Below are 12740 nucleotides of genomic sequence, written 5' to 3'. Positions count from 1 at the left end.
AGAGGGGGAGGATCTAAGCGCCAAGATGCTCCCCCTCTGGGGGAGCTGTCGCGGAGCGACTGAGGGGGTCCTTCCCGCCCAAAAACAAAAGGGCCCGGCGTCGCCGCCGGGCCCTTCTTCATTTCCGTTCCGAACGCGCCGCTCAGTGCGACTCGTTCTTCCAGACCTTGCGATAGCTCGCATAGAGCAGGCCCGAGAACAGCAGCAGGTAGATCAGCACCGCGAAGCCGGTCTGCTTGCGCTCTTCCAGCTTGGGCTCGGCCGCCCACATCAGGAAGGCCGAGACGTCGCGGGCCTGCTGGTCGACCGTCGACGGCGTGCCGTCGTCGAAAGTGACCAGGCCCGCCTTCAGCGGCGGGGCCATGGCGATGAAGCCGCCCGGCGGAACGTGCTCGTGCGAGCCACCCCAGTAGGCGGCCAGGTCGCCGGCCATATAGGGGTTGTAGTGCTGCCCCGGACCGACCTTCAGGCCCTTCGGCGGGTCCTTGTAGCCGGTGACGATGGCGTGGATGTAGTCCGGACCGCCTTCGCGGGCCTTGGCCAGCAGCGACATGTCCGGCGGGAACGCCCCGCCGTTGCTGGCGCGGGCGGCGGCCTCGTTCGGGAACGGCGAGGGGAAGCGGTCGGCGCTGGTGGCCGGACGCTTGATCGGATCGCCGGTCTCGGAGTCGATGTCGGCGACCTCGAATTCCTTGGCGATCGCCTTGACCCACGGGTTGTCGTTCGAGTTCGGGTACTTCTCGTTATAGAACGGGCCGCCCTTGTCGCCGAGGTTCCGGAAGCTGACCAGCTTCATGGAGTGGCAGGCCGAGCAGACCTCCCGATAGACCTTGTAGCCGCGTTGCAGCTGGGCTTGGTCGAACTTGCCGAACGGACCGTTGAACGACCAGTGGATCTTCTCGGGCTCGAGCGGGTGACCCGCGGCCAGGGCCGGTCCGGCGACCGCGGCCGCCATCAGACCCGCGACCGCTGCGAGGACGGAGAGTTTGCGCAGCATCGGGATCAGCCCTTCATTTCAGGCGCGGCGGTCGCTTCGGCCGGCGCGGCGGCCGGGTGCGACAGGGCGGGCGAGGCGATGGAGTCCGGCACCGGCAGGGTCTTCTCGACCAGGCCCAGCACCGGCAGGATCACCAGGAAGAACGCGAAGTAGTAGAGCGCCGAGAAGCGGCTCAGCCACACGAAGCTGTTCAGGTCCGAGTCGATCAGGGTGAAGGTCTTGAAGTGACCCAGCACAGGATCGTCCGGCAGCTTGGCGCCGCAGAGGCCCAGGATGCAGCAGACCACCACGAAGATCACGAAGTAGAGCTTCGCGGTCGGGCGGTAGCGCATCGAGCGCACCTTGGAGGTGTCCAGCCACGGCAGGGCGAACAGGCAGGCGATGGCGCCGAACATGGCCAGCACGCCCATCAGCTTGTCCGGCACGGCGCGCAGGATCGCGTAGAACGGCAGGAAGTACCATTCGGGCACGATGTGGGCCGGCGTCACCAGCGGGTTGGCTTCGACGTAGTTGTCGGCGTGGCCCAGGGCGTTGGGCAGGTAGAAGACGAAGGTCGCGAAGAGGATCAGGAAGACGCTCATCGCGAAACCGTCCTTCACCGTCGCGTACGGCGTGAAGGGCAGGGTGTCGGCCTTCGACTTGGGCTCGACGCCGGTCGGGTTGTTCTGGCCGACCACGTGCAGGGCCCAGATGTGCAGGATCACGACGCCCGCGATCATGAACGGCAGCAGGTAGTGCAGCGAGAAGAAGCGGTTGAGCGTGGCGTTGTCGACGGCGAAGCCGCCCCACAGCCAGGTGGTGATCGACGGGCCGACGATCGGCAGGGCGCCGAACAGGTTGGTGATCACAACGGCGCCGTGGAAGCTCATCTGGCCCCAGGGCAGCACGTAGCCCATGAAGGCGGTGGCCATCATCAGCAGGTAGATCACGCAGCCCAGGATCCACAGCACCTCACGCGGCGCCTTGTAGGAGCCGTAGTAGAGGCCGCGCAGCATGTGGACGTAGACGGCGATGAAGAACATCGACGCCCCGTTGGCGTGCATGTAGCGGATCAGCCAGCCGTAGTTCACGTCGCGCATGATGTGCTCGACGCTGGCGAAGGCGTGGTCGGCGCTGGGGGTGTAGTGCATCACCAGGATGATGCCGGTGATCAGTTGGCTGGCCAGGCACAGCGACAGGATGCCGCCGAAGGTCCACCAGTAGTTCAGGTTCCGCGGGGTGGGGTAGTCGACGAAGCTGTCGTAGCCCAGGCGCACGATCGGCAGACGGGCGTCGAGCCAGCGCTCGAAACCGGTCTTCGGTTGATAGGTCGAATGTCCGCTCATCTGGCTTACCCGATCTTGACCTTGGTGTCGGACAGGAACTCGTACTCCGGAACCGCCAGGTTCTTCGGCGCGGGACCCTTACGAATCCGGCCCGAGGTGTCGTAGTGCGAGCCGTGGCACGGGCAGAACCAGCCGCCGTAGTCGCCGCCGCCGAAGGTGGGCACGCAGCCCAGGTGCGTACAGGAGCCGACCAGCACCAGCCATTGGGCCTTGCCCGGCTTCACGCGCTCGGCGTCGGTCTGGGGGTCCTTGAGGGCGGCGTGGTCATCGGCCACCGCGCGCTTGATTTCGGCCGGCGTGCGGTTGCGCACGAACAGCGGCTTGCCGCGCCACTTCAGCGTGACCTGCTGACCGTCGGCGACCTTGGTCAGGTCGAACTCGGTCGAGGCCAGAGCCAGCGTGTCGGCCGAGGGGTTCATCTGGTCGATGAACGGCCAGGCCAGGCTCGCCGCGCCGCCGGCGGCGGCTGCGATCGTGGCGATATAGATGAAATCGCGTCGGCTGGGATCGGACCCAGCGTCCTTCGTTACGCCCACGGCGGTGTCGGCCACCTTGTTCCACCCTTCGAAATCCGTCCGACCGCGAACGGCCAGACCAGGAAATGCGCCATTCGGCGCGCTATCTTTATCTCGACCCGCGAGCGGATCTTCGCCACAAGGGCCACGCTCCCTATCGGATGGGCGAACAGAGTTCGCAAGTCCTTTCGATGCGCAGCAATGCCCCTACTGTGCCCATGGTTGGTTCGTTAAAATGCGTCTCGCGCTTTTTCAACCCGGCATTCCCCAGAACGTGGGAGCCGCGATTCGCCTTTCGGCCTGCCTGGACGTCGCCCTCGACGTCATCGAGCCGTGTAGTTTTCCCTTGGACGACAAGAGCTTGAAGCGCGCGGCGCTCGACTACGGCCCGCTTGCGCACCTGATGCGTCACAACTCCTGGGAGTCGTTTCTCGCGGCGCCGCAGCGCTCGGAGGGGCGCCTGGTGCTCTTCACGACGCGCGGCGACCGCGGCTTCCACGATTTCGCGTTCCAGCCCGGCGACACCCTGCTGTTCGGCAACGAGAGCCGGGGCGCGCCGGAAGAGGTGCACGCCGCCGTGGACGCCCGGCTGGTCATTCCGCTGCGCCCCGAGGCCCGCTCGCTGAACGTCTCGGTGACGGCCGGCATGGCCCTGGCCGAAGCCCTGCGCCAGACCAGCGGCTTCCCCGTCCTGACCTGAACGAAGAAGGGCGGCCCCGTCGCCGGGGCCGCCCAAGGTCTGGATCGATGCCGACCCGGCGAGCGGAGTGTGGAGTCTCCGCTACGCCCAGGCCTTCAGGCCGTTAGGCCAGCACCATGATCACGACCCGTCGGTTCTGCGCCCGGCCTTCGCGGGTCTCGTTCGGGGCGATCGGGTCCTCGGCGCCATAGGAGATGGTCGCCATGCGGTTCAGGGCCACGCCCTGACGCGACAGGTACTTGCGCACCGCGTCGGCGCGGCGCTGGCCGAGCTTGTCGTTGTAGTCGCCTTCGCCGGTGGCGTCGGTATAGCCCTGGATCTCCAGGTAGACGTTCTTGTTTTCTTCCTTGAGCTTGGCCGCGAAGTCGGCGAGGCGCTGTTCGGCCTCGGGCGACAGGGCGTCCTGGTCGGTGGGGAACTTCACCGAGTCGTCCGACAGCACCATCGAGTACATGAACTTGCCCTCGGCCAGCTTGCCGGCGGCGGTCGCCCGCTCCAGCGCTTCGCGCGAGGTCTTGTCCAGTTCAGCGATCTGGGTGTCGTGACTGTCGACGCGGGTGGCGACCCCGCCGACCTGGGTGTTGACGTACTTCTTGGTCGCGCAGCCGCTGACCGCCAGTCCCCCAGCCACCAGCGCGACCACGGTCGCCATCTTCAAGCCGCCTTTGACATGGCCGATCATTGTTCGCATTTCTCCTCGTTGATCCAAGAAAGCTTGACCTTGGACCTACGTACTCATCCTGGGTCGTCGAGCTTTCGCATTACGAAACCGTCAGGTGACAGAGGCGAAAAATGGGCGTGTTCTTGTCGCGATTGGCGCCGCTTAGAACCTATGCTCTAGCCGACTTAAATAGCCGCGCGCGATCGCCCGAACGGCGTTTTTGTTCCGCGAATTATTTTTGGATTCAAACCATCCTAAGAGCCGTGAGGGGCCAGCCAACTGGTGGCGATCCGCTCGAAATCGACATAGGGCACGGCTGTAGAATCAAGGCCGAAAGCCGCGACGCTCTCCGACAAATGAGCCCGAAAGCGCAGGTGGGCAGCCACGAGATCGAGCCCGCCGAGCAGTCTTCGTCGCGATACGTTGGCAAGCCAATCGCGTAACCGCATCAGGGTGCGATCGACATCGCCCCCGTGGTCGGCGATGTCCATTCCAGCCAGGTCGGAAATGAAGCGCTGGTATCGATAGGGTTCATATCCAGGATCAGGCAGCGCTTGCCGACATGGCCTTCGCCACCGAAGCGCTTCGCGCCAAGAAAGATACCCAGTTCCAACGGCATGTTGAACCGCGGCAACCCATGAACGGTATCGAGCTCGGTGCGAGAAAGGTCATGGACGCCGTATCGACACTCTTCGATGACGCCATACAGCTTATCGATACGGGTCTGGCTGCTGTCGTCCAGCTCGCGGGCCGATCGCGGACGAAAGCCGCAAGCCAACACGCCGAAGATCAAGGCTTCGAATTGGGGCGCGTAGTCCCTGTCGAAGGGACAATTGATAAAGACGTTGTCAGCCGAATTGACTTCGCCGGTCATTTAGCCTTTTGGGCCGCTTCAGCCGCCAGCATCGCATCAACTATGGCGCGGATTTTCTCCGGCGCCATACCGCCCTTCTTCGGATAGGGCGCGAGAATGATTGTGCCAGTGATCGGGCTGCGCCCGATACGCCCGGGCGAGGCCTTCGACGCGCGCGCCGTCTTTCTCGTCGGCGGTTTGGAAGCGGGCTGGCTCATGCCCTCAAGATGAGGTCGGCTTTTCCCGCCCGCAACAGCAAAAACGCGCGTTCCAGCGTAGCCGGAACGCGCGCTTCTCTCGAGCCCTACTGCAAGGTCGCCCGGCCGAACGACAGGCCCTCGGCGTCGGCTCCGACGGCGATGACGCCGCCGTCCTCAAGCTCGCCGGCCAGCAGGCGGCGGGCGATCGGATCGACCAGTTCTTTCTGGATCACGCGCTTGAGCGGACGCGCGCCATAGACCGGGTCGTAGCCCTTGTCGGCCAGCCACTGCAGGGCGCTGGCGTCCAGGGCCAGGCTCATGCGGCGGTCGGCCAGCAGCTTCTCCACCCGGCCCAGCTGGATGCGGACGATGTCGCTCATGTTCGAGCGGTCCAGCCGCTTGAACAGGATGATCTCGTCGATCCGGTTGAGGAACTCCGGACGGAAGTGGCCGCGCACCGTGGTCATGACCAGCGGACGCACCTCTTCCACGTCGGCCCCGTCCTCCTGGTTTGCCAGGAACTCGGCGCCGAGGTTGGAGGTCATGATGATCAGCGTGTTGCGGAAGTCGACCGTCCGCCCCTGCCCGTCCGTGAGCCGCCCATCATCAAGCACTTGAAGGAGCACGTTGAAGACGTCCGGGTGGGCCTTCTCGATCTCGTCGAACAGCACCACCTGGTACGGACGGCGGCGCACGGCCTCCGTCAGCGCCCCACCCTCGTCGTAGCCGACATAGCCGGGAGGCGCCCCGATCAGGCGGCTGACCGAGTGCTTCTCCATGTATTCGCTCATGTCCATGCGGGTGATCGCATGCTCGTCGGCGAACATGAATTCGGCCAGGGCCTTGGTCAGCTCGGTCTTGCCCACGCCCGTCGGACCCAGGAACAGGAACGAGCCGATCGGGCGCGTGGGATCGTGCAGGCCGGCGCGGGCGCGGCGGACGGCGTCGGACACGGCCTCCAGGGCCTCTTCCTGGCCGACCACGCGCGAGCGCAGGGCGACCTCCATCTGCAGCAGCTTCTCGCGCTCGCCCTCCAGCATCTTCTCGACCGGCACGCCGGTCCAGCGGCTGACGACGGCGGCGATCTGCTCGGCGTCGACGACTTCAGGCGTCAGGGCCTTCTCCCCGCCGGTCTCGCCGGCCTCGGCGTCGGCCAGGCGCTTTTCCAGCGCCGGGATCTCGCCGTACTGGATCTGGCCGGCGCGAGCGAAGTCGCCCAGGCGCTGGGCCGTGGCCAGGTCGGCGCGCAGACGGTCCAGAGCCTCGCGGGCCTGGGCGGCGCCGCCGACCTTGTCCTTCTCGGCCTTCCAGCGGGCGGTCATCTCGTCGCTGCGGAACTGCAGGTCGTCGATCTCGACCTCCAGGTTCTCCAGGCGATGCTTGGACGCCGCGTCGGTCTCCTTGCTCAGGGCCTCGCGCTCGATCTTCAGTTGCACCAGGCGGCGGTCGATCTCGTCGAGCTCCTCGGGCTTGGAGTCGATCGCCATGCGCACGCGGCTGGCCGCCTCGTCGACCAGGTCGATGGCCTTGTCGGGCAGGAAGCGGTCGGCGATGTAGCGGTTGCTCAGCGTCGCGGCGGCAACGATGGCGCTATCGCTGATCCGCACCCCGTGGTGGACCTCGTACTTCTCCTTCAGGCCGCGCAGGATCGAGACGGTGTCCTCCACCGTCGGCTCCTGCACGAACACCGGCTGGAAGCGACGGGCCAGGGCGGCGTCCTTCTCGACGTGCTTGCGGTACTCGTCGAGCGTGGTGGCGCCCACGCAGTGCAGCTCGCCGCGCGCCAGGGCGGGCTTGAGCAGGTTGGAGGCGTCCATCGCCCCGTCGCTCTTCCCGGCCCCGACAAGCGTGTGCATCTCGTCGATGAACAGGATGATCGAGCCTTCGGCGGCCGTGACCTCGCCGAGCACGGCCTTCAGCCGCTCCTCGAACTCGCCGCGATACTTCGCGCCGGCGATCAGGCTGCCCATGTCGAGCGACAGCAGCTTCTTGTCCTTCAGGCTCTCGGGGACGTCGCCGTTGACGATGCGCTGCGCCAGGCCCTCGACGATGGCGGTCTTGCCGACGCCGGGCTCGCCGATCAGGACGGGGTTGTTCTTGGTGCGGCGCGAGAGGACCTGGATCGTGCGGCGGATCTCTTCGTCGCGGCCGATCACCGGGTCGATCTTGCCGTCGCGAGCGGCCGCCGTCAGGTCGCGGGCGTAGCGCTTCAGCGCGTCATAGCCTTCCTCGGCGGTGGCGCTGTCGGCGGTGCGGCCCTTGCGCAGGGCGGCGGCGGCGGTCTCAAGGCTCTGGGCCGAGACGCCGGCGTCCTTGAGGGCCTTGGCCGATTCCGCGCCGTCCTTGGCGATGGCCACCAGCAGCCGCTCGGTGGTGACGAAGGCGTCGCCGGCCTTCTTGGCGCCGTCCTCGGCGGTCGCGAACACCCTGGCGGTGTCGGGCTTCATGTAGAGCTGGCCGCCGGCGCCGTCGACGCGCGGATTCTTGGCCAGGATCGCGTCGACGCCCGCGTCGGCCGCATCGGGGCGGCCGCCGGCATTGGCGATGATGGTGCGCGAAAGCCCGTCCTTTTCTTCCAGCAGCACCTTCAGCAGGTGCTCGGGCCCAAGTTGCTGGTGACCGCGGGCCAGGGCCAGACTCTGCGCGGACTGCACGGCCTGCTTGGCGCGGTCGGAATAGATGTCGATCTTCACTCTGAACGTCCCCTTGTTAGGCGGATCCGGCCGGCTCGCCTCCGAGAAGCGCGAACCGGTCCGACAGGGGATGTAGTGTGACCTTCAGGCCACACAAGGCGTCACCAGCCTTGGCTGGCGATATAGTTTTCCAGGGCCTGGATGCGGGTGGCGTCGGACGGGTGGGTCGAGGTGAACTCGGCCCGGTTCGAGCCGCCCTGAGCCTGCATCTTGCGCCACAGCGCCACGGCCTCGCGCGGGCGGTAGCCGGCCCGCTGCATGAAGTCGACGCCCAGGCGGTCGGCCTCCAGTTCGTGCTTGCGCGAGAACGGCAGCAGGAAGCCGACCTGCGCGCCGGCCCCGCCCAGAGCCGACACGGCCTTGCCGCCGTCGCTGCCCCCGCCGCCGGCCGCGGCCTGGGCGATGGCCAGCACCAGCTGCGTGCCCATCTGCTGTGAATAGCGCTCGACCGCGTGGCGGGCGACGACGTGGGCGGCCTCGTGGCCCAGCACGGCGGCCAGCTGGTCGTCGTTGTCGACCAGCTTCACCAGGCCCGAATTGACGCCCACATGGCCGCCGGGCAGCACGAAGGCGTTCGGCGTGTCGTTGTCGAAGACCACATAGTCCCAGGGCCGGTTGGCCAGTCCCGCCGCCTCGACCACCCGCTGGCCGACGGCGCGCACCCGGGCGTTCATCCGCGCGTCCTTCGACACCTTGCCGGTGCGCAGGGCCTCGTTCCAGGCCTGCTCGCCCGATCGGGCCAGGGCCGACTCGTCGACCACGGCGAACTGGTCGCGGCCAAGGTCGGCGTTATAGGCGCAGGCCGACAGCATCAGGCCGCAGATCAGGACAAGCGAAGAGCGAAGGCGCATGGATGGCACGCGTTATTGTTGTCGGTCGCCCGACTTAAGTCACGCGAGCGGCCGCTTGCAACAAAGATCCTCCCCCTCTGGGGGAGGTGGCCCGAAGGGCCGGAGGGGGGCCGTTTTCAGCTGCCGGGACATCGGCCGATTTCCAGCCACTCCCCTCTCCGTCGCCTTCGGCGACACCTCTCCCACAGGGAGAGGGCCTTGATCCCTACCGCGCCGCGGCGATGGTTCGCGCCAGGTGCTTGGGATCGACCGGCTTGCTGAGGATCGGCGCGTCGCGCAGGTCGGCGCGCACGCCCTGGTCGCCATAGCCGGTGACGAAGGCGAAGGGCACGCCGCGCGCCCGAAGCACGTCGGCCGCTGCGAACGAGGTGCCGCCATCGAGGTTGACGTCGAGCAGGGCGAAATCGACATCCTCGCGCCGAGCCGCCTCGACCGCGCTTTCCGCCGATACCGCGGGCCCAGTGACCACGCAGCCCAGGTCGGTCAGCAGGTCCTCGACCAGCATCGCCACCATGATCTCGTCCTCGACGATCAGAACGCGCATTCAGGCGGCTCCTCGGGCCGGAACCACGGCGGCCGGTGGTCGACGCAGGCGGGCGACGATGGTGCAGGCCACGCCGTCGGGCTGATAGTCGAGCGCGGCCTCGCCATCGAGCTCCAGCGCCAGGCCGCGGGTGATCAGGCGACTGCCGAAACCCTGGCGCTCGGGCGGGGACACCAGCGGTCCGCCGCTCTCCTTCCAGCCCAGGCGCAGGCGCTCTTCATAGCCCTCGCCTTCCCGGCTCCAGCCGATCGACACCTGGCCGGCGGGCGTCGACAAGGCGCCGTACTTGGTGGCGTTGGTCATCAGCTCGTGCAGGGCCAGAGAGAGCGACAGCGCCGTCTTCGGCGACAACCGCACCGATGGCCCCGCCAGGACGAAACGGGTCGCGTCGCCGTAGGATTCGATCAGGCCCGCCAGGATGTCGCGCAGGTCGGCGCCCTCCCAGCTTTCGCGGGTCAGGATGTCGTGGGTGCGGGCCAGGGCCAAAAGGCGGGTGGTCAGGGATTCGCGGGCGTCGCCCAGGTCGGCGGCGTTGCGCAGGGTCTGGCCGGCAACCGACTGCACGGTCGCCAGGGTGTTCTTGACCCGGTGGTTGAGCTCGTTGACCAGCAGCCGCTGCAGCTCCTCGGTCCGCTTGCGTTCGGTGACGTCGCGCATCACGCCGGTGAAGAACCGCCGGCCGGCCGAGCGCCATTCGGCGATCGAAAGCTCAAGGGGAAAGGTCGAGCCGTCCTGCCGACGGCCGAACACCTCGCGGCCGATGCCGATGATCCGACGCTCGCCGGTGGCGCGGTAGGTTTCGAGGTAGCGATCGTGCGCGCCATGATGTGGCTCGGGCATCAGGCCGTTGACGTTGGCCCCGATCATGTCGGCCGCCGCATAACCGAACAATCGCTCGGCCGCGGGATTGAAGGCCTCGATACGGCCGTGCTCATCGATCACGACAATGGCGTCCACCGCCGTGTCGACGATAGCGCGATAGCGGGCCTCTTCGCCCGCGCCGCCGGACTTTGCTCCACGCCCGCCCATGGCCGGGTCTCCTGTGGTTGCGGAGAACCTAGCCTATGGGTTGACCTATCGCAAAGTCCTCGCGGCGGATCGTCTCAGGCTTCTTCGGATTCCGAAGCCGGCGCGTCGCCGCCTTCGAAGCTGCGCGGGGCGCGGCGACGGCGGGGCTTCTTGACCTCTTCGGCGCCAGCCTCGGGGGCCGGCGCGGCGGGGGTCTCGGCGGCGGGCGCCGCTTCGGCCTTGGGCTCGGACTTCGGCTCTCGCTTGGGCTTGCTGCCCAGGAACGCCGGGGCGTGGCTGACAGCGCCGTCCTGGCCGCGCAGCACCGGCGAGCCTTCGCTCGCCTGCGGCTCGCCGCCCAGCGGGCCGGCTTCCGGCTCGATCACGGCCAGCGGATCGCGCTCGCCGCGATCGCGGTTGCGGTCACGATCCCGGTCGCGGCGCGAGCGGCGGCCTTCGCGGGGCTCGCCCTGGAACTCGCCGCCTTCGGCCGTCGGACGCTCTTCGCGCGGCTGGCGCTCCTCGCGGGGACGATCGTCACGGGGACGTTCATCACGAGGCCTGTCGTCACGGAGACGGTCGTCACGATCGCGGAAACGGTCTTCCCGGGGCCGGTCGTCGCGAGGACGATCATCGCGCGGGCGGTCGTCACGGGGACGGTCGTCGCGCGGGCGGTCGTCGCGGTTGCGATCGCGGTCGTCACGGTCGCGCCAGCGGTCGCGGCGCTGTTCGCCCTGACCCTGACCTTGGCCCTGACCGTCGCGGTTGTCGCGGTTGCGATCCCGGTCACGGTTCTCGAAGCGGTCGCGGTTGCGGTCGCGACGCTGTTCGCCCTGCTGGCCTTCGTCGCCCTCGCCCTCGGCGCCCTCGGCGGGCGTCTCGACGGCGGCCGGCGCCTCGGGGGCTTCTTCCGGCTCGGCCTCGAAGTCGATCTCGTAGGCCGAGTAGGCGTCCTTGCCGATGATGTCGCTGACCGACCGATTCGGCTGGATGGCGCGCAGGACGCGGAAATAGTGCTCGGCGTGCTGCAGGTAGTTTTCGGCCAGCACCCGGTCGCCGGACGACGAGGCGTCACGGGCCAGCTGCTGGTACTTTTCATAGACGCTCTGGGCCGCGCCGCGGACCTTCACGCCATCGGGACCGTTCGAATCGAAGGCCCGGTTGGCGTTGTGCTGCTGTGGCTTGCCACCACCGCCCCCGCGGTTGTTGCGGCCACGCTGGCGCTTCATGCCCTTGAAATCTCTCATCTTCTTCTGAACCTGTCCGGTCGGGACGCTTTAACCCGATCGGTATTCGGTCTCTTGAGACTGGGTGGGCCCGTCTCGGGCTCGCCTTCGATGTTCTTGAGACCTGGGTTTCCGTAGAGTCTCCGTCCGGATCGGGCGCGGCGTTCGGCCTCGTCGGCCGTTCGCGCCTGCCGGATGCGTCTGGCGACCGTCGAAACGACCGCTCTTCCCGTCACCCGGCGATTTGGAAGGAGACGCTATTCGTCTAGCGCCTCACGCCGGCGTTTCCAAGGGGTTTTTGAAGCCCGTGACGACGCGGTCGTGGGTGGACAGATCCTTGACCGTCCGCACGTTCTGCGCGCCGGCCGCCTTGAACAGGATCTCGACGTCCGCCGACTGGTCGAAACCGATCTCGACGCAGAACAGGCCGCCCGGCTTGAGCACCCGCAGGACCTCCGGCGCCAGGGCGCGATAGGCCGTCAGGCCGTCGGCGCCGCCGTCCAGGGCCAGACGCGGCTCGTGGTCGCGCACTTCCGGCTCCAGGGTGTCGATATGGGCGGTGGGGATGTAGGGCGGGTTGGAGACCACCACGTCGAAGCTGGCGTCGCCCAGGCCCGTCGTCCAGTCGCCGCGCATCAGCGCCACCCGGCCGTCGAGGTCGAGATTGGCGGCGTTCTCGCGCGCCACGGCCAGGGCCTCCTCGGAGATGTCGATCCCCAGGCCCTTGGCGGCCGGGCGCTCGGCCAGGATCGCCAGCAGCATCGAGCCCGAGCCGACGCCCAGGTCCAGCATGTTGAAGGCCATGGTCTCGGGGAAGGCTTTCAGCACCTCGTCGACGATGACCTCGGTCTCGGGGCGCGGGGTCAGCACGTCCTTGGTCACCGAAAGCAGGATCTTCCAGAAGCCCTTGCGGCCGATGATGTGGCTGACCGGCTCGCGGCGGGCGCGGCGCTCCAGATAGTCGTCCAGCGTAGCGACCTGCTCGGCGGTCAGCTCGCGATAGGGGTCGGTGATGATGTCGGTGCGGCTGACGCCGGCGGCGACTTCGAGCATCAGGCGCGCGTCGATGGCGGGCTGATCGATGCCGGCTTCCTTCAGGCGCTCCTTGGCGCCGTTCCAGGCTTTGACGAGAGTAAGGGTCATGGCGGCTCCAATAGCGCGTCGCGA

At 67.6% G+C, this 12740-nt stretch carries 13 protein-coding genes; 1 reads left to right on the top strand and 12 read right to left on the bottom strand.

Going from position 1 to position 12740, the window contains the following annotated elements; all coding sequences use genetic code 11:
* Positions 1-142: 142 nt before the first annotated feature.
* Genes I4Q42_RS15610 through petA form a run of 3 tightly spaced genes read right to left on the bottom strand, consistent with a single transcriptional unit; the run spans position 143 to position 2873 of the window.
* Positions 143-997 (bottom strand): cytochrome c1, encoded by an 855-nt coding sequence (locus I4Q42_RS15610; RefSeq protein ID WP_198577005.1) that lies wholly within the window; start codon positions 995-997, stop codon positions 143-145.
* Between the two features lie 5 nt (positions 998-1002).
* Positions 1003-2322 (bottom strand): cytochrome b, encoded by a 1320-nt coding sequence (locus tag I4Q42_RS15605; RefSeq protein ID WP_198577004.1) that lies wholly within the window; start codon positions 2320-2322, stop codon positions 1003-1005.
* A gap of 5 nt (positions 2323-2327) precedes the next feature.
* Positions 2328-2873, bottom strand: a complete 546-nt coding sequence (gene petA, locus I4Q42_RS15600; RefSeq protein ID WP_198577003.1) for a ubiquinol-cytochrome c reductase iron-sulfur subunit — start codon at positions 2871-2873, stop codon at positions 2328-2330.
* 199 nt (positions 2874-3072) lie between these two features.
* Between petA and I4Q42_RS15595 the strand changes: the two genes are divergently transcribed.
* Positions 3073-3537, top strand: a complete 465-nt coding sequence (locus I4Q42_RS15595; RefSeq protein WP_198577002.1) for a tRNA (cytidine(34)-2'-O)-methyltransferase — start codon at positions 3073-3075, stop codon at positions 3535-3537.
* Positions 3538-3640: 103 nt separating this feature from the next.
* On the opposite strand, the gene I4Q42_RS15590 is transcribed toward I4Q42_RS15595, so the two are convergent.
* From I4Q42_RS15590 to prmC, 9 genes are all read right to left on the bottom strand, one after another.
* Positions 3641-4219: an OmpA family protein gene (locus tag I4Q42_RS15590; protein WP_232793169.1), complete on the bottom strand. Its 579-nt coding sequence runs from the start codon at positions 4217-4219 to the stop codon at positions 3641-3643.
* Between the two features lie 427 nt (positions 4220-4646).
* Positions 4647-5072 (bottom strand): hypothetical protein, encoded by a 426-nt coding sequence (locus tag I4Q42_RS15585; protein ID WP_232793168.1) that lies wholly within the window; start codon positions 5070-5072, stop codon positions 4647-4649.
* On the bottom strand, positions 5069-5269 hold the full coding sequence (locus I4Q42_RS15580) for a hypothetical protein (protein WP_198577001.1): 201 nt from the start codon (positions 5267-5269) through the stop codon (positions 5069-5071). Before I4Q42_RS15580 ends, I4Q42_RS15585 begins: the two co-directional genes overlap by 4 nt.
* Positions 5270-5355: 86 nt before the next feature.
* Entirely contained in the window at positions 5356-7944 is a 2589-nt protein-coding gene (clpB, locus tag I4Q42_RS15575; protein ID WP_198577000.1) for an ATP-dependent chaperone ClpB, read from the bottom strand.
* 101 nt (positions 7945-8045) lie between these two features.
* Positions 8046-8795 (bottom strand): M48 family metallopeptidase, encoded by a 750-nt coding sequence (locus tag I4Q42_RS15570; protein ID WP_198576999.1) that lies wholly within the window; start codon positions 8793-8795, stop codon positions 8046-8048.
* Positions 8796-9000: 205 nt separating this feature from the next.
* Complete coding sequence (locus tag I4Q42_RS15565) at positions 9001-9339, bottom strand: response regulator (RefSeq protein WP_198576998.1); 339 nt, start codon at positions 9337-9339, stop codon at positions 9001-9003.
* Positions 9340-10368, bottom strand: a complete 1029-nt coding sequence (locus I4Q42_RS15560) for a sensor histidine kinase (RefSeq protein ID WP_198576997.1) — start codon at positions 10366-10368, stop codon at positions 9340-9342.
* 74 nt (positions 10369-10442) lie between these two features.
* On the bottom strand, positions 10443-11594 hold the full coding sequence (locus tag I4Q42_RS15555; protein ID WP_198576996.1) for a DUF4167 domain-containing protein: 1152 nt from the start codon (positions 11592-11594) through the stop codon (positions 10443-10445).
* 252 nt (positions 11595-11846) lie between these two features.
* A complete protein-coding gene (gene prmC, locus I4Q42_RS15550) occupies positions 11847-12716 on the bottom strand; it encodes a peptide chain release factor N(5)-glutamine methyltransferase (RefSeq protein ID WP_198576995.1) in 870 nt (289 codons plus the stop codon).
* Between the last annotated feature and the right edge of the window lie 24 nt (positions 12717-12740).

It is taken from the genome of Caulobacter hibisci (genome assembly GCF_016135805.1).
Classification (GTDB): domain Bacteria; phylum Pseudomonadota; class Alphaproteobacteria; order Caulobacterales; family Caulobacteraceae; genus Caulobacter; species Caulobacter hibisci.
The sequence above is the reverse complement of the archived record's forward strand: the minus strand, read 5'-3'. Positions and strand labels throughout refer to the sequence as shown.

Bases quoted from the DNA above. Each gene is read 5' to 3' on its own strand.
- I4Q42_RS15610 (WP_198577005.1), bottom strand. From the start codon at position 997: ATGCTGCGCAAACTCTCCGTCCTCGCAGCGGTCGCGGGTCTGATGGCG.
- I4Q42_RS15605 (WP_198577004.1), bottom strand. From the start codon at position 2,322: ATGAGCGGACATTCGACCTATCAACCGAAGACCGGTTTCGAGCGCTGG.
- I4Q42_RS15595 (WP_198577002.1), top strand. From the start codon at position 3,073: ATGCGTCTCGCGCTTTTTCAACCCGGCATTCCCCAGAACGTGGGAGCC.
- I4Q42_RS15590 (WP_232793169.1), bottom strand. From the start codon at position 4,219: ATGATCGGCCATGTCAAAGGCGGCTTGAAGATGGCGACCGTGGTCGCG.
- I4Q42_RS15585 (WP_232793168.1), bottom strand. From the start codon at position 5,072: ATGACCGGCGAAGTCAATTCGGCTGACAACGTCTTTATCAATTGTCCC.
- I4Q42_RS15580 (WP_198577001.1), bottom strand. From the start codon at position 5,269: ATGAGCCAGCCCGCTTCCAAACCGCCGACGAGAAAGACGGCGCGCGCG.
- I4Q42_RS15570 (WP_198576999.1), bottom strand. From the start codon at position 8,795: ATGCGCCTTCGCTCTTCGCTTGTCCTGATCTGCGGCCTGATGCTGTCG.
- I4Q42_RS15565 (WP_198576998.1), bottom strand. From the start codon at position 9,339: ATGCGCGTTCTGATCGTCGAGGACGAGATCATGGTGGCGATGCTGGTC.
- I4Q42_RS15560 (WP_198576997.1), bottom strand. From the start codon at position 10,368: ATGGGCGGGCGTGGAGCAAAGTCCGGCGGCGCGGGCGAAGAGGCCCGC.
- I4Q42_RS15555 (WP_198576996.1), bottom strand. From the start codon at position 11,594: ATGAGAGATTTCAAGGGCATGAAGCGCCAGCGTGGCCGCAACAACCGC.
- prmC (WP_198576995.1), bottom strand. From the start codon at position 12,716: ATGACCCTTACTCTCGTCAAAGCCTGGAACGGCGCCAAGGAGCGCCTG.